Source organism: Clostridium sp. ATCC 25772 (assembly GCF_001573875.1).
In the GTDB taxonomy this organism is placed as follows: domain Bacteria; phylum Bacillota; class Clostridia; order Clostridiales; family Clostridiaceae; genus Clostridium_J; species Clostridium_J senegalense.
Genome location: NZ_LFRG01000034.1, coordinates 12,666 through 32,210, shown reverse-complemented (window position 1 = coordinate 32,210; position 19,545 = coordinate 12,666). Strand labels below are relative to the sequence as shown.

General features: G+C 26.2%; 20 protein-coding genes. 18 read left to right on the top strand and 2 right to left on the bottom strand.

The annotated features are described in order from the left end of the window. The first annotated feature begins 17 nt into the window (after positions 1-17). Positions 18-896 carry a UTP--glucose-1-phosphate uridylyltransferase GalU gene (galU, locus tag AZI32_RS12275; RefSeq protein WP_061996120.1) on the top strand — a complete coding sequence of 293 codons (879 nt, stop codon included), beginning with the start codon at positions 18-20 and terminating at the stop codon, positions 894-896. Between the two features lie 57 nt (positions 897-953). Here galU and AZI32_RS12270 read toward each other — a convergent pair whose 3' ends face one another. Then, the gene (locus tag AZI32_RS12270; protein WP_061996119.1) at positions 954-1,955 is read right to left on the bottom strand and encodes an LCP family protein; all 1,002 of its coding nucleotides are present in this window, start codon (positions 1,953-1,955) and stop codon (positions 954-956) included. Between the two features lie 827 nt (positions 1,956-2,782). Between AZI32_RS12270 and AZI32_RS12265 the strand changes: the two genes are divergently transcribed. The 14 genes from AZI32_RS12265 (at position 2,783) to AZI32_RS12200 (ending at position 16,034) form a co-directional block, all read left to right on the top strand. Continuing rightward, positions 2,783-4,774 carry a PAS domain-containing sensor histidine kinase gene (locus tag AZI32_RS12265; RefSeq protein WP_061996118.1) on the top strand — a complete coding sequence of 664 codons (1,992 nt, stop codon included), beginning with the start codon at positions 2,783-2,785 and terminating at the stop codon, positions 4,772-4,774. Positions 4,775-4,914: 140 nt separating this feature from the next. Further along, complete coding sequence (locus AZI32_RS12260; RefSeq protein WP_061996117.1) at positions 4,915-5,259, top strand: single-stranded DNA-binding protein; 345 nt, start codon at positions 4,915-4,917, stop codon at positions 5,257-5,259. A gap of 283 nt (positions 5,260-5,542) precedes the next feature. Then, positions 5,543-6,493 (top strand): MoxR family ATPase, encoded by a 951-nt coding sequence (locus AZI32_RS12255; protein ID WP_061996116.1) that lies wholly within the window; start codon positions 5,543-5,545, stop codon positions 6,491-6,493. A gap of 12 nt (positions 6,494-6,505) precedes the next feature. After that, complete coding sequence (locus AZI32_RS12250) at positions 6,506-7,630, top strand: DUF58 domain-containing protein (RefSeq protein WP_061996115.1); 1,125 nt, start codon at positions 6,506-6,508, stop codon at positions 7,628-7,630. Further along, positions 7,627-8,883 carry a hypothetical protein gene (locus AZI32_RS12245; protein WP_061996114.1) on the top strand — a complete coding sequence of 419 codons (1,257 nt, stop codon included), beginning with the start codon at positions 7,627-7,629 and terminating at the stop codon, positions 8,881-8,883. The genes AZI32_RS12250 and AZI32_RS12245 overlap by 4 nt, the downstream gene beginning before the upstream one ends. Before the next feature lie 305 nt (positions 8,884-9,188). Then, positions 9,189-9,554 carry a DUF6514 family protein gene (locus tag AZI32_RS12240; protein WP_061996113.1) on the top strand — a complete coding sequence of 122 codons (366 nt, stop codon included), beginning with the start codon at positions 9,189-9,191 and terminating at the stop codon, positions 9,552-9,554. Between the two features lie 238 nt (positions 9,555-9,792). Further along, entirely contained in the window at positions 9,793-10,167 is a 375-nt protein-coding gene (gene acpS / locus AZI32_RS12235) for a holo-ACP synthase (protein ID WP_061996112.1), read from the top strand. 1 nt (position 10,168) lies between these two features. Beyond that, positions 10,169-11,104, top strand: coding sequence for an NAD(P)H-hydrate dehydratase (locus AZI32_RS12230; RefSeq protein ID WP_061996111.1), 936 nt, complete (start codon positions 10,169-10,171; stop codon positions 11,102-11,104). 90 nt (positions 11,105-11,194) lie between these two features. Continuing rightward, the gene (locus AZI32_RS12225; RefSeq protein WP_061996110.1) at positions 11,195-11,818 is read left to right on the top strand and encodes a germination lipoprotein GerS-related protein; all 624 of its coding nucleotides are present in this window, start codon (positions 11,195-11,197) and stop codon (positions 11,816-11,818) included. Positions 11,819-11,892: 74 nt separating this feature from the next. Beyond that, positions 11,893-13,056 (top strand): alanine racemase, encoded by a 1,164-nt coding sequence (gene alr / locus AZI32_RS12220; protein ID WP_061996109.1) that lies wholly within the window; start codon positions 11,893-11,895, stop codon positions 13,054-13,056. A 145-nt stretch (positions 13,057-13,201) separates the two neighbouring features. Next, positions 13,202-13,465 carry a hypothetical protein gene (locus AZI32_RS12215; RefSeq protein WP_061996108.1) on the top strand — a complete coding sequence of 88 codons (264 nt, stop codon included), beginning with the start codon at positions 13,202-13,204 and terminating at the stop codon, positions 13,463-13,465. Between the two features lie 16 nt (positions 13,466-13,481). Next, positions 13,482-13,850 (top strand): type II toxin-antitoxin system PemK/MazF family toxin, encoded by a 369-nt coding sequence (locus tag AZI32_RS12210; RefSeq protein WP_010294745.1) that lies wholly within the window; start codon positions 13,482-13,484, stop codon positions 13,848-13,850. A gap of 418 nt (positions 13,851-14,268) precedes the next feature. Then, the gene (locus AZI32_RS12205) at positions 14,269-15,096 is read left to right on the top strand and encodes a transketolase (RefSeq protein WP_061996107.1); all 828 of its coding nucleotides are present in this window, start codon (positions 14,269-14,271) and stop codon (positions 15,094-15,096) included. Continuing rightward, positions 15,096-16,034: a transketolase family protein gene (locus AZI32_RS12200; RefSeq protein WP_010294741.1), complete on the top strand. Its 939-nt coding sequence runs from the start codon at positions 15,096-15,098 to the stop codon at positions 16,032-16,034. Before AZI32_RS12205 ends, AZI32_RS12200 begins: the two co-directional genes overlap by 1 nt. A 54-nt stretch (positions 16,035-16,088) precedes the next feature. Here the strand turns inward: AZI32_RS12200 and AZI32_RS12195 are convergent, their stop codons facing one another. Continuing rightward, on the bottom strand, positions 16,089-16,826 hold the full coding sequence (locus AZI32_RS12195) for a YdcF family protein (protein WP_061996106.1): 738 nt from the start codon (positions 16,824-16,826) through the stop codon (positions 16,089-16,091). Between the two features lie 446 nt (positions 16,827-17,272). On the opposite strand from AZI32_RS12195, the gene AZI32_RS12190 reads away from it, so the two are divergent. The 3 genes from AZI32_RS12190 (at position 17,273) to ftsX (ending at position 19,405) form a co-directional block, all read left to right on the top strand. After that, a complete protein-coding gene (locus tag AZI32_RS12190; protein WP_061996105.1) occupies positions 17,273-17,656 on the top strand; it encodes a hypothetical protein in 384 nt (127 codons plus the stop codon). 182 nt (positions 17,657-17,838) lie between these two features. Next, a complete protein-coding gene (gene ftsE, locus AZI32_RS12185) occupies positions 17,839-18,525 on the top strand; it encodes a cell division ATP-binding protein FtsE (RefSeq protein WP_061996104.1) in 687 nt (228 codons plus the stop codon). After that, complete coding sequence (gene ftsX, locus AZI32_RS12180) at positions 18,515-19,405, top strand: permease-like cell division protein FtsX (protein ID WP_061996103.1); 891 nt, start codon at positions 18,515-18,517, stop codon at positions 19,403-19,405. Before ftsE ends, ftsX begins: the two co-directional genes overlap by 11 nt. Positions 19,406-19,545: the final 140 nt, after the last annotated feature.

Below are 19,545 nucleotides of genomic sequence, written 5' to 3'. Positions count from 1 at the left end.
GTAAGGAGAGATAAAAAGTGAAAATTACAAAGGCTGTTATACCAGCGGCAGGTCTTGGTACTAGATTTCTACCCGTTACCAAAGCTATAGCAAAAGAGATGCTACCTATATTAGATAAACCAACGATACAATATATAGTAGAAGAAATAGTAGATGCTGGAATTAAAGATATACTTATAATAACAGGTCATAATAAGAAGGCGATAGAAGATCATTTTGATAGAGCTTTGGAACTGGAGATAAATTTAAAAAAAAATAATAAAAGAATGTTATTGAATGAGATAAATGATATAACCAATATGGCTAATATACATTATATAAGGCAAAAAGAGCCTAAAGGATTAGGGCATGCAATATTATGTGCAAAGTCATTTATAAAAGATGAACCATTTGCAGTGCTGTTAGGAGATGATATTGTTTATAGTAAAGAACCTTGTATAAAACAACTAATAAATCAATTTAATGAAAAAAAATCTACAATTTTAGGTGTTCAAAATGTTGAAAAAGATGAAGTGTATAAGTATGGAATAGTAGATGGCAATATAGAAAATGATAGATTGTACAAAGTTAAAAGTTTAATAGAAAAGCCATGTATAGAAGTAGCTCCTAGCAATATTGCTATATTAGGAAGATATATCATAACGCCTGAAATTTTTAGTATATTAGAAAATATAAAACCTTCTAAAAATAATGAAATACAATTAACTGACGCATTAAATGAACTTTCTAAAAAAGAATCAGTTTATGCATATAAGTTTATTGGAAAAAGATATGATATTGGTGATAAATTAGGTTTTTTAAAAGCTAATATAGAATTTGCCCTAAGAAATAATGATATAAAAAATAGTTTGAAAGACTATTTAAGTGATTTAGATTTTAATAATTATAATATTTAATAATTATATAAAGAAATAAAAACTATGAAATTTTTAGAAAATCTCATAGTTTTTTATTTAGAATAAAGGATCTTTAGGTGTTGGTGTTATATCATTATATATATAGTCATGAATTTGTTTAGCCGTTTCAGCTTCATCAAAACTTAAATACCAAACACCATTGACTACCTTTCTATCGCAGTAGCCATCCAATGGGAAACGCTGTTCATCAAAAGAGGATATAGAATTTAATGCAGATTTACCTAAGGTAAGCATTTCGCTTTTAGATAGACTAGTAGTTACCATTTCTGCAAGAGAAGAAATAGCACCAGGAATATCTGTTAAGCCCATATTCAATGCTTTTTCTATCAATAATTCACAAACTTCTCTTTGACGTTCGGTTCTTTCAAAGTCTCCATTACCTATTTCTCTTATTCTTGTATATGAAAGTGCTTGGATACCAGTTAATGTTACTTCACCAGAAGAATTTAGTGGTTGGATAGGCTTTCCTGTTATTTCAGCAGCTTCATACTGATAATTATTTATTAAATTTCTCTCCTCTTCAGTGATAGTAAGATTTACACCACCAAAGTAATCAATTATATCTATAACAGATTCAAAATTAACAGTAATATAATTTTCTATATCTAAATTAAAAGTTTGATTTATAGTTTTTACAGCTAATAAAGGACCACCATATGCATATGCATGATTTAGTTTTTCGTAACCATGACCATCAATATTTACATAACTATCTCGCATAAGTGATGAAAGTTTAATTTTATTTCTAGTAGTATCAAGTGTAAGTATTAACATGGCGTCAGAACGTCCATTTTCATTGATAGATCTATTATCTATTCCAAAAACAGCAATATTCACTATTCCATTAGTTGCCTTTACATCATCTATTGATTTATCATCAGTATCAGAAGTTGATATACCCAATTCTTTTTTATCTTTTGTAAATTCAACAGTTTTAATTTTATTTAGTAAAGAATATCCATAAACACTAGAAAAAATTATAAGAACACCTATGATGGATAATATAATTAAAGTTATGGTTTTTGTCTTTTTTTTCATTTCGTAATCCCTCGATTCTATGTAGTTTTGTAAGAACCATTAAAAATTATACATATCTTAATATTATACATAAGTTTTTTTCAATTAAGTTACAACTTAAGTTAAATTATTGTTAATTATGAATCAATAATAATTTGATTATATATTAAAGTCGATAAATACCATGAATTTTGTTGAAAAAAGTAGTAAAAAATTTATTAAAATATTAAGAAAATATTGTAAAATAATAATGGAGTTAGTTAATTATTAAAATATATATTTTAAGTATTGCTTTATTACTATATAAATATAAGCTAAATTTAAAATTAATTACTAAATAATTAATCTATTCATAATATTTTTATTTTCAAAAGAGTTCTTAAAAAATAAACTAAGAGAGAAATTTGTTACTATAGTAGTCTAAATGATTTTCAACTTATAGATAATTTGCTTTGTAAATTGTAATAGGATAGGAAGCTACTGTTTTTATGATAAGGTATATTTAATATTATTAGGAGAAAAGAGGATAGCAATTAACAGAAGTATACACTAATATGTGTTTTATTTAAACTAGAAAACTCTCACTTGATAAAAGTATAAGTTTGAATTAAAATTTTGAACTCTATAGATATACAACGAAAAACACTTAGAAATATATAGATTATAAGGTTAAGTATCAAGAGAATATAAAATGGTATAGGGGGGTAGGGGTTATAAGAAAACTTATTAAAATAATAATGTTAAAAAATAAATATTATATATAAGAATTAATGGGGGGAAAAACATTTATTTTATAACTTATTTAAAGTTTTCTATAACCAAAAAGTATGATTATAAAAGATGAAGATATGTTCTTTTTAGAAAACTTAAATAATCCAATATGTATTTTATCTAAAAAAAACAATGTTTTATATAAAAATAAAAGTTTTAAAAAGTTAATGAATGAATTGAAAGAAAAAGATGAACTATACAATGAATATATAGAAATATTAAGCTATGAATATTTAAAGAATTTTAAAAATATGGGTGATTTTAAAATACAAGTTAAATCTAAAGATGAAAAAGAGTATTGCTTTAAAATTATTATTAATGATTCAATATACAATAAAAATCCAGTTTTACTGATTTCAGTTGAAAAAAAACCTATAGCAAATAAGTGCCATCTAAATGGATATGGTATGATTAAAGGGGAAGAATTTATTTCAGATTATTTTAAAATTCATAGAAGATGTATACAAAAAGAGTCTGATATAAATGCTGTTATTAATTCCGAAATGGTAAATAAAGTTCTATTATATTCACCCAATATAATAATGATAAAAAAGGATAAAAAAATCATATTTGCAAATAAGGCAGCACAGCACTTACTAAGTATAAGTGATGCATCAGAGATTATAGGAAAAGAATTTTATGAGATAGTTAATCTTGAAGCTAAGGAAAAAAAGTATAGTAAAAATATTTTTGAAAATGAATATTACTATTATAATGCATTACCAGTATCTCAGGTAAAGCTAAAAACTTTTAAAGGAAAACAAATTTATGTTGATGTTTGCTTTATGTCATTTTTTGAAGATGAAGATGAATTTAGTGTATTAATAGCAAAAGATATCAGTAAAAGAGTTAAAATTGAAGAAAGTTTAGTAAGAAATGAAGAGTATTATAAAAAGTTACTTGAATTTTTACCTTATGGGGTAGCAATAGTAAATAATAATAAAATTACCTTTTCAAATGATAGTTTTGCAACTATGTTGGGAGAAAAAACAATACAAGATACGTTAAATAATGATTTAGCACAATATATAAAAGATGAAGATAAAAAAATAATAAAAAATATGCAAAAGAATATATTTGGTGAATTAAAGCAAGTAGAATTTACAGAAATGAAACTGTTAAGAAAAGATGGAAAAGAACTAGATATAGAACTAGGTGCATCTCCGTTCTTATTTGAGAATAATTTGTCGGCTATATTAGTTATGTGTGATATAACTGAAAGAAAAAATGCAGAACGAGACAAATTTAAATTAAAACAAGCACTAAAATATGATAGGTTAAAAACAGAATTTATAGCTAATATATCACATGAATTAAAAACGCCACTAAATATAATACTTAGTATAGTTCAATTATTTGAATTAAAGAAGAGAGGCAATGAAAATATAGATTCCATTACAGGCAAAAGATACTTGCAAGTTGTAACGCAAAATTGTTATAGATTATTAAGATTAATAAATAATTTAATAGATATAAGTAGGATAGATGTAGGACATTTGAAAATGAACTTTGGAAATTATGATATTGTAAAAATAGTTGAAGATATAACAATGTCCACAGTAGAACATATTGAAAGTAAAAATTTAAAATTGATTTTTGATACAGAAATAGAAGAAAAAATAATCGGTGTTGATAGAGAAAACATGGAAAGGATAATGTTAAATTTACTTTCTAATGCAATTAAATGTTCAAATGAAAACGGAACTATTTGGGTTAATATATATGATAGTGGTGATTTTATAGAAATATCTGTTAAGGATAATGGAGTGGGAATTCCAGAAGAAATGCAGGAAAGAATTTTTGAAAGATTTGTTCAAAGTTCTCCACTGTTTACAAGAACTTATGAAGGTAGCGGAATAGGGTTATCATTGGTTAAAGCATTAGTCGATGCTCATGGCGGTAAAATTAGAGTTGAGAGTAAAGTAGGAGTTGGAAGTGAATTTGTGGTTAGTCTGCCTAATAGATTATCTAAAAAAGATCCTACATTTTTACAATCTAAATTAATAGAGGATAATAAAAGTAATAATGTAGAAAGAATAAAAATTGAATTTTCAGATATATACAACTAAAATTTACTACTATAAATTAATTACACCTTTGATTAAAAAATAAAATATTGGATAGAATTTTAAAAAGTTAAAGTTAAGTTTTATGAATGTCAGAACTTAAAAATTCTTAAAACAGGATATTGTTAAATGGAGGGTGTTTTATGAATAGGATTGTTTTAGTAGGAAGGTTAACTAAAAAACCAGAAATTAGAGTTGTTGATGAAAAAAACAATAAAGTTTTTACAAGAATAATGTTAGCAGTAGACAGACCATATAAAACAGCAAGTGGAGAAAAAAGTGTGGATTTTATTCCAGTAGTTTTATGGGGGAAAAAAGCAGAGATAATATGTGAATATTTAGATAAAAATAATCTTATAAGTGTTACTGGAAGATTGCAAACTAGAAGTTTTGAAAACAATGACGGTCAGAAAAAATATATATCTGAAGTTATTGCAGATGAGTTTCAATTTATGAACACTAAAAAAGTTGAAGAAAGTATAGTATAGAAAATAAATGTCTGTAGGTTTAACCTATAGACATTTATTTTTTATGTATAAATAAAGGGTTTTAAATACAGAAGATAAAATATATAATATTAGCATATAGTTTTAAAATATAAAATATTTAAATAAATGAATTATATAAAATTTAAAATTTCGTTAATTTTATTCATGAAATGGATTAAATATTTATATGTTAGAAAGATATGAATTAAATTAAAGTTAATTTCAATTAAACCAATTTATATAGTTCATTTATTTAAGATATGCAGCCTTGGGGGGAGTATTTATGGATATTAAAGTATTTGGAGAATTTAAAAAAAAAGTAAAAGAAAATGTAGGAAAGGTTATAGTTGGAAAAGAAGAAAATATAGATAAAATTATAGTAGCTTTTATAACTTCGGGGCATGTGCTTTTAGAAGATGTTCCTGGACTTGGAAAAACTAAACTTGCTAGAAGTTTATCTAAAACTATGGGATGTACATTTAAAAGAATACAATTTACGCCTGATTTATTGCCATCAGACTTAACAGGTATTTACTTCTATAACCAGAAGAATCAGGAGTTTGAATTTAGAAAGGGTCCTCTTTTAAGTCAGATAGTTTTAGCTGATGAGATAAATAGGGCAACACCAAGAACTCAGTCAGCTTTATTAGAGTGTATGGAAGAAAGACAAGTAACTGTTGAAGGAAATACAATAAAATTAGATGAGCCATTTTTTGTAATTGCAACTCAAAATCCAATAGAGCAATTTGGCACATTTCCACTACCAGAAGCCCAACTAGATAGATTTTTCATGAAAATTTCTATGGGATATCCGAATTATAATGAAGAAAAAAGTATGATGGAAAGATTTATGGAAAGTGATCCACTTGATACATTAAAATCTGTTATAACATTAGAAGAAATAAAATATGTTCAAAACAGCTATTGTAAAGTTCATATAAGTAATGAAATTAAAGAGTATATATTAAATATTGTAGTGGCAACTAGAAATAATACGGATATAGAATTGGGGTGTAGTCCTAGAGTTACTCTAGGATTGATGAAAGGATGTCAGGCTTATGCAGCAATAAGTGGAAGGGATTATGTGATTCCGGAAGACGTGAAGGCGTTAGCTGTATCGGTGATGGCTCATAGAATTGTTTTGAAAAGCGAAATAAATGTAGAAAAGGATAAAGCAAATAACGTAATAAATTTAATATTAAGTACAGTAAAAACTCCAATAGAAACTATTTAGGAGTTGATAAATATGATTTCATTATATGTATTTATGTTTTTATTTGCTACTGTGTGTGTTTATTTAGCATATATTACAAGACAAAATGGCTTTGAAAATTTAAATATTTCTAGAAAAGTACAGAAAAATAAAATAATAGAAGATGAAAAATTTAATATATCTATTATTATAGAAAATAATAAAAAATTACCGATTGCCTTTTTAAATATTGCAGAAAATATTCCAGAAGGTATTAATTACTATGGAGAGAACTTGAATTTTAAGGAAGGTCAAGTTTTATGGCATAACAGTAGTTATAGTATAGGATCTTATAAAAGAAAAGTTAGAACTTATACTTTGTGTGGTAAAAGAGGAACTTATTTAATAAAAAATATGAAGGTGACAATAGGAGACTTTTTTGGATTAAATACCAGTGTTAAAGAAATTGAGGACTATATAGAAATATTAATTTATCCTAGAATTAATCCATTAGGAGATTATAATTTTGATATAACCAATTTTAATGGAAATGATACTGTTAGAAGATGGATTCAAAAGGATCCATTATATATTAAAGGGATAAGAGAATATAATGTAGAAGATAGGATGAAAGATATACATTGGAAATCAAGTCTAAAAATGAGTAAGCTAATGGTTAAAGATTATGATTTTACATCTGAAAGAGAACTAGTCATAATATTTAATGTTCAATGTGCTGAAAAGGCTTGGCAGAATATACAAAAGAGCGTTATAGAAGAGGGGATAAGGTTGCTAGGAGCATTTTCTAATAAAGCATTAAAAGAAGGTATACCTACAGGAGCATGGACCAATGCACAATTATTATCCTATGTTGAAAATTATCCATCACAGATAAAACCAGAACTAAATAGTTTCGGAAAAATAATGGAAATGTGTGCACGAATTGATTACTCAGCGAAAAAAAAATTTGTAGACTATTTAAAGCAAAATATTAAAAACTTCTATAATAATTGTACTTACGTAATAATAACGCCCTATTTAGATGAGGAAAGTTGCAAAATACTATCTGATATAGTTAAGAAAAATGTAAACATAAAAATAATTGATATATCTCAATCAGCTAGTGTGTTAAATATACCAGGCATAGAAAGACTCTCATTTAAGGGGGGAAGAGTATGAGTTGGTTTAGACAGGTAAAATTATTATATATGGCCACATTAAACATTATGTATTTCTTATTAGGTAATTTAATTTCAAACATATTAATAGATAAAAACTTATCATATTATTTAATATTATTTACAATAGCAACAACTGTATGTGCATTAATATGTATCGATAGAAATTATAATAAAAAATTAGCTATATTTATTCCATTTTTAGTTACACTACTAATTTTAAGATTTTTAATTAATGATAGTAGCTATATAATTGTAGCTATATACTTTATAGTAATATATTTGTTTAACTTAGAAAAAATAGACGAGCCAATAACATATATTGATACTAGAAAAACATTTATTTATATTATGTTATTATCTTTATTAATTTTGTGGTTGGCAAATATTTTCTTGTGGAAAAATATAGTAGCATATTCATTTCGAGCATATATTTTTTATTTGGCATTAATGATTATCACATTTAGAGAACTTTTAAGGTATGAAAATAATATATTTAATGAAAAAGCTAAATATTTTAATTTATCTATTGTAGCAGTAATTATTATAATGAGTTTAGATCCTGTAATGAAGTTTATTAATATTACATTTTCTAAATTATTAAATATAATTTGGTCATTAGTTATAGGTATAATAGGTTTCATTAGCAAAGTTGTAGGCGTTTTAGTTGAATTTGTGGTAAGAAATTTAAGAAATATAATACTGAAAAATGATGGTTCAATAGAAGATTTGAACTTGTTTCAGAATCAAAAGGTTTCTAATGAAATAAAAAATATATTTGATAATAATATACCAGTTAATAGTGGATTAGATATAGTAGTGAAATTTTTATTTGCAATTTTAACTATAGTAATTGTTTATAAAATGTTTAGTAAAATACACATACTTAAAAAGAAAGTAGATAAAAATTATATAGAATATGTAGAAAATATAAAAAAAGAAAATAGAAATAAAAAAAATAAGTTAAAAAAAATAAAAGAGATTTTAAAAATAAGAAAATCAGTAAAAGAAGAGATTTTTTATACTTATAAAAAATTTGAAAGAATTGCAAATAAAGTAGGCGTTTTTAAAAATTACATGACAGCTACTCAATTAAAGAATGTAGTAAATTTAAAATTTGATAATATGGAGGGTTTAGAAGATATGACTAACATATATAATGAGGCTAAATTTTCCAATCATCATATACCAGATGAAGAACTAAAAAAGATAAAAGAAGACTATGAAAATGTAAAGAAACAACTAGAAAAGTAATAAATTTACAAAAAGGTGCAAGGAGTTTACAAAAAGGTATGGTAAAGCTTGTACAAAAAGGTAAATTTGATAGTACAAAAAAGTTTCTACAAAATTAGTCAATTTCGACAAAATAATCCAAAAAAGACTAAGAGTTAATCAATAAATATTATATCAGAGTTATAATATATATCAATAGAAACATTAATGTGTCAATTAAAAGGGAGAAAATAAAAATCTACACTACATTAAATGACATAATTTTTTTAACTTAAGTGATAAAATCATTTCATATAGAGCGTTAGTTTTTGAGGGGGTTGTATTCAGTGGTTATAGTTGAAAGTTTAAAAAATGTAGTTGAGATTGATAATGTAAAGTATGAGTATGTGTATAAACTTTTAGAAAGTGATTACAATTTTAAGAATAATGAAAAATGCAATTCATTAAAAGCATATGGAATAGAAGTGGAAAGAAAAGATATGATTAAGGGACAAGTTGTCTCAAATTATAAGGATTTTGTTAGATATGTAAGTCCTAAAAAAGAAAAAGTAACTGAAATAATAGAACTTTTAAATAACAATATAGTTTCACCTATTCACTTAATAGATGTTATAGGTGAATATGTAGACAATTATGTTAATGATTTTGACGAAGCTATAAAAAATAAAAATTTAAAAGTAGCAGTTTCATAAATAAAAGGCATATTAAATCAACTAATAGATGCATATTTTAATCTATTAGTTGATTTATATATGTCTAAACAAAAATAAGGGAGACTTCTCCCTTATTTTAGTATAAAAGTAGGAATTTAAAATACTAAAATACATAAAATGTAATTTAAAATATAGAAGATATCTACTATAAAATTCAAATTTGTGATAATATAATAAAAAAAGTACAATTTTTGGTAGATAGAAAGGAGGGAAGAACTTGATTGTAGGCATTGGTGTAGATATAGTGGAAATAAGAAGAATTAAAAGTGCAATTGAAAGAAATAGCAATTTTATAAGAAAAATTTTAAGTGATGAAGAATTAGAATTTATGGCTAAAAAACCTATAAATTTTCAGTACATAGCAGGAAGATTTGCAGCAAAAGAAGCTATATCTAAAGCTTTAGGAACTGGATTTAGACAATTTGGATTAAAAGATTTAGTAATACTAAATGATGAATTAGGTAAACCAATGGTTACATTAAAAGAAAAGGCTAATGAAGTTGCAAAAAAACATGGACAATACAAAATTCATTTAAGTATATCTCATGGAGAGGACAATGCAGTAGCCTATGCCATACTGGAGGTGAACTAAAGTGAGTGGTGGGTTAAAGGATATAAAAAACACGATAATATCCAATTTACATAGTATACATTTAAAATCTAAAAGATTAGATAGTAATCTTATTAGTGGTTGTTTTGTAGAACGAGAGATAGATGGTCATAAAGGGGATTATGGAAGGGTTTTAGTTATAGCTGGATCTAAAGGGTTTAGTGGGGCAGCATACCTTGCTACAGAAGCAGCAGTAAAAAGTGGTGCAGGTCTTGTAACATTATGTACGCATAAAGCAGTACAGGGGATTATGAGTATTAAGCTTACCGAAGCTATGACTATTAATTATGAACAAACTGACAAGATAAATAATTTAGTGGTAAAAAGTAATGTAATAGCGTTAGGTCCAGGTATGGGGAATAATAGTTTAACTTTTAATATATTAAAAGAAATTGTAACTAAAAGTGAATGTCCTTTAGTTATTGATGCAGATGGATTAAATGTATTACAAGGAAATCTTGAATTATTAGAGATGAAAAATAATGAAATCGTTTTAACGCCTCATCTTGGGGAAATGTCCAGATTGACAGGGTTAACAATAGATGAGATAAAAGAGGATAAAGTAAAAACATGCAAGGAATTTGCTAAAATACATAATATTATATTACTATTAAAGGGATATGAAACAATAATTACCAATGGTGATGAAGTGTATATAAACTCTACAGGAAATAGTGCTATGGCATCAGGGGGAATGGGGGATACACTGACGGGAATTATAGCATCTTTCATAGCTCAAGGCTATGAACCATTTAAGGCAACATATATGTCTGCTTACATTCATGGGTTTTGTGGAGATGTCTTATCAAAAGATATGTTTTGTGTAAATGCAACACATATAATTGAATTTTTACCTTATGGTATAAAAATGCTTTTAGAAAGTAAGGACGACTTTAGAGAAGAGAGATTAAGCAATTAACATAAAAACATATAAAATTTATAAATAAGTTATAGTATTGGTAATTGCATAATAATATAGTAGTGTATTAATTTTAATAGGGGGTATTAAGTGAGGATTATAAAGAAAAATACACTATTAATGATTGTAGCATTTTTTATAATAGTAATAATATCTGTAATATTTTTTAAATTCAAGCCACAAAAGTCTTTAGGATACGAAGAAATGATTGAAAATTTGAAAAATATTAATGGATATACTGCAAATATAAAGATAGATATTAAAAATGCAAAGCAAAATATTACCTATGATGGAAATCAAATCTACATAAGAGAAAAAGGGGGACAAATTAAGCTAGGGGAAAATAGATGTTTTACATATGATGATAAGGGGATACATGTTAAAGATAATAATAATGGTAACAAATATGATTTACCAGACGGATTTGATGAAGTATTAAAAGGATTATTTGTAAATGAATTTATTGATCTTATTAATACAAGCAATGAAGTAGTCATAGAAAACAAGGAATTAAACGATAAGCAGTATTTAACTATTAGTTTATTATTACCTGGTTATAATAGAAATATATATAAAGGCGTAATGTATATAGATATTAAAAATGGTTTGCCACGAGAATATCACATTTTAGATGAAAAAGAAAATATAAGATTAGTATGTACTTATGACAAATTTTTAAAGCTAAAAGAAATTGAAAATTTCGAAATTAACTAAAGATAGTTACATTAAAGCCAACTAGAGGTATTATATAAGCTTAGAATAGTTAAATTTACTGTGAGGTGAAAAAAATGTTTAGGCATTTAAGACCAGTATGGGCAGAAATCAATTTAGATAAACTTGCTCATAATATGAGAGAGATAAAAAGAGTATCAAAAAGCAAAGGAATTATAGCTGTTGTAAAAGCAGATGCTTACGGTCATGGAGCTATTGATATAGCACCTATACTTTTAGAAAATGGTGCTGAAAGATTAGCTGTGGCAGTAATAAGTGAGGCGGTAGAACTTAGAAGGTCGGGGATAGACGCACCAATAATGATTCTTGGTTTTACTCCACCAAACTTAATAGATACATTATTAAAATATGATATTGAACAAACTGTTATAAATTATGAATTTGCAAAAGAGCTATCGAATATGGCTAAAAAGAAAAATAAAATAGCTAAGATTCATATAGGAATAGACACAGGCATGGGACGTATAGGTTTTTTACCTAATAATCAAAGTATTGAGGATATAGTTAATATAAGTAAACTTCCTAATATAGAAATAGAAGGCATATTCTCACATTTTTCATCAGCAGATGAACAGTGTAAGGAGTATACAGAAAAACAACTAAGCCAGTTTAATGATTTTTATAAAGAGTTAGTGGATTTAGGTGTAAACATAAAAAGTAAACACATAAGCAATAGTGCAGCTGTTATGGATTTACCACAGTGTCATTTTGATTATGTAAGACCAGGTATAATTTTATATGGATATTATCCATCAGATGAAGTTATGAAAGAAAAGTTGGATTTAAAACCAGTTATGGCTTTAAAATCTAATATAGTACATTTAAAAAACTTACCAAAAGAAAAACACATAAGCTATGGTAGGAGGTTTACAACAGAAAGAGAGAGTGTAATAGCTACTTTACCAGTAGGATATGCAGATGGTTATACTAGATTACTTTTTAATAAAGCCAAGGTTATTGTAAATGGAAATTTTGCTCCGGTTGTGGGAAGTATATGCATGGACCAATGTATGATAGATGTTACTGACATTGAAGGTGTAAAAGTTGGAAATGAGGTTATACTAATAGGTGAAGACAACCATGGAAATAAATTTGATGCCGATGATATAGCAAAACTTTTAGGAACTATAAATTATGAAGTTATATGTGCAGTAAATAAAAGAGTTCCTAGAGTGTATGTAAAAGGTGGAAAAGTAATTAAGGTTAGAAACTATGTATAACAATATAACTGTCATATTTGGTAAAAAACTGTTGTATAAAGTAAAAAGAAACCAATAATTTCTTTGACATTATGACATTAATTCAATTATAATTAAAACGGTACATAATGGTTGTTATTAGTTATATTAGGAGGTATTGATTTCCATGTCAGATTCAAAGAAATTAAATGTTGATATTTCTAAAAGTTTACTAAGAAACATAAGTAGCAATTTAACCTCAGATTATGAAAAAAAAGAAGAAGCAATAGACGATTCAATCATATTATATATAGAAGACGATTTTTCAATAGAATTCATAGAAAGTATGAAGAATGGATATATTGAAATGGCTGATATAAATTTAGAGATGTCTGAATTGGGATTAGAACAAGATGTTTGTGATTTCATAGAATATGAATCAAGGCTTTAGGAGAGTGAATTGCCTAATGACAACTGTTGTGAAAAGAGGAGATATATTTTATGCAGATTTAAGTCCAGTTGTTGGATCGGAACAAGGAGGTGTGAGACCTGTTATAATTATTCAGAATGATATAGGGAATAGATATAGCCCTACTGTAATTGTAGCAGCAATTACCTCGCAAATTAATAAAGCTAAGCTTCCAACTCATGTTGAGATATCTTCAGAAGACTATGGATTAAATAAAGATTCTGTAGTTTTATTAGAACAAATAAGAACCTTAGATAAAAGAAGGTTAAAAGAAAAGATTGGTCATATGACTAAAGAGGATATGGAAAAGGTTGATATTTCATTAATGCTTAGTTTAGATTTGAAGCATAAAAATAAAAATAATTAAAGTTTATATAACATAAAAAGCAGTTAAGTATAGTAATTATATTCTATATTTTAACTGCTTTTTTATATAGGATTGGAAATTTGAAAAGATTTTTATCACAAAACTTGGATAATTCCAGAATGGTAAAAACTCTAATTAAAATTTATTAAGTGAGAAATATTAAGTATAGATTATGAAATGTATTTATTAAAAATTAAATGTGTAAAATAAATTGAAATAAACATGTCAGAGCCTTTATGTATAAGTTAAAATGTATTTTTGAAATCTTATTTTATAATTAAAGTGGTATTTTATATATTAAAATAAATTAATATGCAAATAATAAAAGGGTTAAGTTACTATTTGTAAATATAAATAGTTGTTAAAAGGTAGAAAATTGTTATAATATTTAATAGAAGATAATCTAGGAGGTATTGGTATGGAAAAAACACTAGACCAATTACAAAATATTGCTAAAGAAATAAGAAAAGACATAGTTACAATGTTAACTGAGTCAGCGTCAGGTCATCCAGGTGGATCATTATCATCAGTAGAAATTTTAACTACTTTATATTTTAATGAAATGAATATTGATCCTAAAAATATACATGACCCAAATAGGGATAGATTTGTTCTTTCAAAAGGTCATGCAGCTCCAGTACTATATAGTACGTTAGCAGAAAAAGGATTTTTTGAAAAAGAAGAATTAATGAGTTTAAGAAAAACAGGAGCAATGCTTCAAGGACATCCCAATATGAACTATGTTCCTGGTGTTGATATGTCAACAGGATCTTTAGGTCAAGGTGTATCAACAGCAGTTGGAATGGCTTTGGCAGGAAAAATAGATGAAAAAAGTTATAGAGTCTATACTGTTTTAGGTGATGGAGAGCTTCAAGAAGGTCAAGTGTGGGAAGCTGCAATGTGTGCTGCTCATTATAAATTAGATAATTTAACTGCATTTGTAGATTTTAATGGACTACAAATAGATGGGGATATATCTAAAGTTATGAATCCAAATCCAATAGCTGATAAATTTGAAGCTTTTGGATGGAATGTACTAGTTTTAGAAGATGGTCATGATTTAAAAGCTATAAAAGAAGCTATAGAAAAAGCAAAAACTGTTAAAGGACAGCCTACAATGATAGTATGCAAGACTGTAAAAGGTAAAGGCGTATCATTTATGGAAAACCAAGCAGGTTGGCATGGATCAGCTCCTAGTAAGGAACAATGCGATTTAGCATTAAAAGAAATAGGAGGGGAAGAGTAATGAGTAAAATAGCTACAAGAGAAGCATATGGAAAAACACTTGCAAAAATAGGTTTAGAAAATGAAAATATAGTTGTTTTAGATGCAGATTTATCAAAATCAACTAAAACAGCAGATTTTAAAAAAGTATGCGAAGAAAGATTCTTTAATATGGGTATAGCAGAAGGAAACATGATGTCAGTTGCAGCTGGATTAGCTAGTTGTGGCAAAATACCTTTTGTAAGTACATTTGCAATGTTTGCAGCAGGTAGAGGATTTGAACAAATAAGAAACTCTATATGCTATCCAAAGTTAAATGTTAAAGTTTGTGCAACACATGCTGGATTAACTGTTGGAGAAGATGGAGCGTCACATCAAGCTATTGAAGATATAGCACTTATGAGAAGTATACCTAATATGGTTGTTATAAGTCCTAGTGATGCAAAAGAAGCAGAAGCTGCTATAGAAGCAGTTGCTAAGTATAATGGACCTTGTTATGTTAGACTTGGAAGAAGTGGTGTTCCACAAATAAATACAAATGAAGATTATAAATTTGAAATAGGTAAAGCAATTAAATTAAGAGAAGGAAAAGAAGCTACTATAGTAGCAACAGGAATAATGGTTGATGCAGCTTTAGAAGCAGCTAACATTTTAAGTGAAGAAGGAATAAAAGTAAGTGTATTAAACATACATACTATTAAACCTATAGATGTAGAAGCTATTTCAAACTCTGCAAAAGAAACAGGCGTAATTATTACAGCTGAAGAGCATAGTATTATAGGTGGACTAGGTTCTGCAGTTGCAGAAGTGGTTACTTCATCATATCCAGTTCCAGTTTTAAGAGTAGGTGTAAAAGATACATTTGGTGAAAGTGGTAAACCTGCTGAATTATTAGAGAAATATGGATTAACAGCAAAAGAAATAGTTAAAGCTGTAAAAAAAGGATTAGAACTAAAATAAAAATTAGAATAAAAACGAAATGCTATATAATATTATGTAGCATTTCGTTTTTTATTAACAAAAAAATATAGATTTTACTATGGCAAAAAATTCTCTTATAAAATAGTTTGGTTTCAATAATATATTACTGTTACTACTATAAAAAGTTATATTTTTATAGTTATTTTTTTTACTTAATATATGAGTTCTAAAACAGTGAAAGTCACTAGTTACTATTTTAATTTTTATCTTAGAAAAATCATTATTATCATTTAAAATTTTAATTTTTGAATATTTCAGATTTTCGAATGTGTTCTTAGAATCTTCTTCTAATATCAACCTATTTTCATCAATTCCACTATTAATTAAATAAGTTTTCATTGCTAAGGATTCAGAAATGGTTTCATTGTAACCTACACCACCAGATAGGATTATTTTACATTCATTATTATAATTGTTAACATAGTAAATAGCAGAATCTAATCTATATTGTAATGTTTTGCTAGGTTTGTTATTTTTAAGACCAGCGCCAAGAATTAAGACATAATCGCAATGTAAAACATTTTTAGAAAGGCTAAAATAGATAATAAAAATTTCTAAAATAATAAATAGTATAAAAAGTAATATTAAAAAAGGATACAAAATCTTAAAAATAGTAGTATTAATTAAAAAATCTTTATTATAGTAATATAGAATTAGGATTAATCCTAAAATAAATAAATTTATACTAAAAGAAACTTTACCAAAATGCAAGTTTATTAATAGAAAATATATTATTAAAGTAATTCCTATTATTAAAGCAATTATAGACATAAATTTTATTCTCCTTATTATAAATATTTTAAGGTAATATAATAATATTCTATAATAATATTTTATTACTTTAAAGGATAAAGGTTATAAGATGAAAAATTTTAATATAATAAGTTAAATTACTATTCAATTAACAGAAAATAATGACTTTTACAAAACAATATGATAAAATAACTTAAAATTATAAAAAAAGTACGTTGAGAATTACTAGGAACGAAGTGAGTAGTAATAACCATAACTGTTAACTATTCACTCTTAACTAAAACAATCTGTTAGTTATTGATAAAATATTAATTTGAGTTTTCTCATTTGATAAATGAATAAGTTTAAAATTTAACTTGAAACCCTATAGTGAAACAAAAGTTTGAATTTTGGATTCTTATTTATCAATATTATGATAAAATTATTTATATATTAACAGTAAATTACAATTTGGGGGGACTACGATGAATTATGAAAATAAATTATCAAAAACAAGATTAATACTTAAAGATCTTTTTAGAAGTTTTAAGATATCGATTATAGTTTATTTAATTATGGCTATATTAGGAGCTGTAATTGGGGTATTATATTGTTTATTAGGAGAGACACAGCTATCACTTAATGAAGTGTTTAAATTTATTATGTTTACTGGAATTTGGTGTTCGTGTTTTGGACTAGCCATATCAGCAATTGCTTTTATGAAACCAAGTACTATGGAACCATTAAATCATCAAAATCAATGGCGTAAGTATTATGGAAAGTTTAACCTAATAGGAGCTATATTGTCTACAAGTGTATATGTGTTAAGTTATTCATTAATATTAGATGTAATAATGCATAAGGTATAAAGGATATATAAATAGTGGAATATGATTTACATATTTGCCACTATTTTTTTTCCTATTTCTATTGCAATTCGATAAAATTTTTTCTATTATTAAACAATATAATAGAAAGTTGTGCTATAATGAAGTGAATAAAAGTCCAATGATTGTTATTTTCATTAAGATAGGAGTGTGAAGACTAGGAAATGATAGAATTTAAAAATGTTACGAAAGTGTATAACAATAATGTTTTAGCATTATCAAATTTAAATATAGAAATTAATAAAGGTGAGTTTGTTTTTTTAGTAGGACCAAGTGGATCGGGAAAATCAACTTTTATAAAAATGCTATTAAAAGAGGTTGATCCTACTGCAGGATCAGTAATGGTAGATGGAACTGATTTAACAGAAGTAACACGCAAGCAAATTCCTTTTTACAGAAGGAAGATAGGTGTTGTTTTCCAAGACTTTAGGCTAATACCAACTCTAAATGTTTATGAAAATGTTGCCTTTGCATTAAGAGTTATAGGTGCATCTGATAAAGAAATACATAAAAAAGTACCACTAGTATTATCTATGGTAGGGCTTTCTAAAAAATATAAATCATTCCCAAATGAATTATCTGGGGGAGAGCAACAAAGAATATCAATAGCTAGAGCTATTGTTAATAGTCCGGCACTTTTAATTGCGGACGAGCCTACTGGAAACTTAGATCCTGAGACTTCATTAGAAATAATGGATATTATAAGTGATATAAATAGAGCAGGAACTACAGTTGTTATGGCTACTCATGCTAAAGATATTGTTGATACAATGAAGAAAAGAGTTATAGCTATAGAAAAAGGAACTGTAGCAAGAGATGAGGAAAGGGGTAAATACGGATATGAAGCTTGATTCAGTTAAATATTTTTTTAAAGACTCATTTAAAAGTATTATTAGAAACAAAACATTAAGTATGGCATCCGTTGCCACTGTTGCAGCTACATTTTTTATATTTGGTATAGTATCTCTTGTAATAGTAAATGTAAATAAAGCTGTAGATGAATTAGGCTCTAAAGTAGAAGCTAGAGTTTACTTGAAAGATGATATAAAAAAAGAAGAACTAGAAAAGCTTGAAAAAACTTTAAAGGCTACACCTGGTGTAGTAGAAGTAAGACTTGAAAGTAAAGATCAAGCTTTAGATAATGTGAAAAATCAATTAGATGATACAGAAAAATCTTTAATGGCTGGATTTGATAAAAAGAATCCATTTCCAAGTTCATATATAGTTAGAGTTAAAAATCCAGAGGCTATAGATAATGTTGTAAAATCAATTGATAGTCTTTCTGGAATAGAAAAAGTTAAAGATGCTAGGGACTTAATAAGTCAAGTAACTAAGATAACCAATTCAGTTACTATAGCTGGGTTAATTGGGTCTGCTGTATTCATATTAGTGTCATTATTCCTTATAGGAAATACTATAAAAATAACAGTATTTTCTAGGAAACGTGAAATTGGAATAATGAAATATGTAGGAGCAACTGATTGGTTTATAAGATGGCCATTTATAATAGAAGGTGTAATACTCGGTGTAATAGGAGCATTATTATCAATTCTAATTGTATTTTGTGGATATGCTCTATTACAATCAAAATCCGCTAATGCATTTTTAGGATTTTCACTTATATCAAGTAGTTACATATTTAAAGTTCTAATATGGGAATTTATATTAGGAGGAATTTTAATAGGTTCTATAGGAAGTATATTATCTATGAGAAAATTCTTAAAAGTTTAGTTCGAAATTTTAGTTTTAAAGTGCTATCTAATTAAAGATAGCACTTTTTTTATAAATAAATAGTTAATAATAAATTATTTTCTATTTAAAACATATACTATACTAGTACTTTAAAAATAAGTAGTAGAAAATATATATAA

What these genes read in the sequence shown, in the direction of transcription:
- AZI32_RS12270 (WP_061996119.1), bottom strand. Translation starts at nt 1,955, where the DNA reads ATGAAAAAAAAGACAAAAACCATAACTTTAATTATATTATCCATCATA.
- AZI32_RS12265 (WP_061996118.1), top strand. Translation starts at nt 2,783, where the DNA reads ATGTTCTTTTTAGAAAACTTAAATAATCCAATATGTATTTTATCTAAA.
- AZI32_RS12260 (WP_061996117.1), top strand. Translation starts at nt 4,915, where the DNA reads ATGAATAGGATTGTTTTAGTAGGAAGGTTAACTAAAAAACCAGAAATT.
- AZI32_RS12255 (WP_061996116.1), top strand. Translation starts at nt 5,543, where the DNA reads ATGGATATTAAAGTATTTGGAGAATTTAAAAAAAAAGTAAAAGAAAAT.
- AZI32_RS12250 (WP_061996115.1), top strand. Translation starts at nt 6,506, where the DNA reads ATGATTTCATTATATGTATTTATGTTTTTATTTGCTACTGTGTGTGTT.
- AZI32_RS12245 (WP_061996114.1), top strand. Translation starts at nt 7,627, where the DNA reads ATGAGTTGGTTTAGACAGGTAAAATTATTATATATGGCCACATTAAAC.
- alr (WP_061996109.1), top strand. Translation starts at nt 11,893, where the DNA reads ATGTTTAGGCATTTAAGACCAGTATGGGCAGAAATCAATTTAGATAAA.
- AZI32_RS12215 (WP_061996108.1), top strand. Translation starts at nt 13,202, where the DNA reads ATGTCAGATTCAAAGAAATTAAATGTTGATATTTCTAAAAGTTTACTA.
- AZI32_RS12210 (WP_010294745.1), top strand. Translation starts at nt 13,482, where the DNA reads ATGACAACTGTTGTGAAAAGAGGAGATATATTTTATGCAGATTTAAGT.
- AZI32_RS12205 (WP_061996107.1), top strand. Translation starts at nt 14,269, where the DNA reads ATGGAAAAAACACTAGACCAATTACAAAATATTGCTAAAGAAATAAGA.
- AZI32_RS12200 (WP_010294741.1), top strand. Translation starts at nt 15,096, where the DNA reads ATGAGTAAAATAGCTACAAGAGAAGCATATGGAAAAACACTTGCAAAA.
- AZI32_RS12195 (WP_061996106.1), bottom strand. Translation starts at nt 16,826, where the DNA reads ATGTCTATAATTGCTTTAATAATAGGAATTACTTTAATAATATATTTT.
- AZI32_RS12190 (WP_061996105.1), top strand. Translation starts at nt 17,273, where the DNA reads ATGAATTATGAAAATAAATTATCAAAAACAAGATTAATACTTAAAGAT.
- ftsE (WP_061996104.1), top strand. Translation starts at nt 17,839, where the DNA reads ATGATAGAATTTAAAAATGTTACGAAAGTGTATAACAATAATGTTTTA.
- ftsX (WP_061996103.1), top strand. Translation starts at nt 18,515, where the DNA reads ATGAAGCTTGATTCAGTTAAATATTTTTTTAAAGACTCATTTAAAAGT.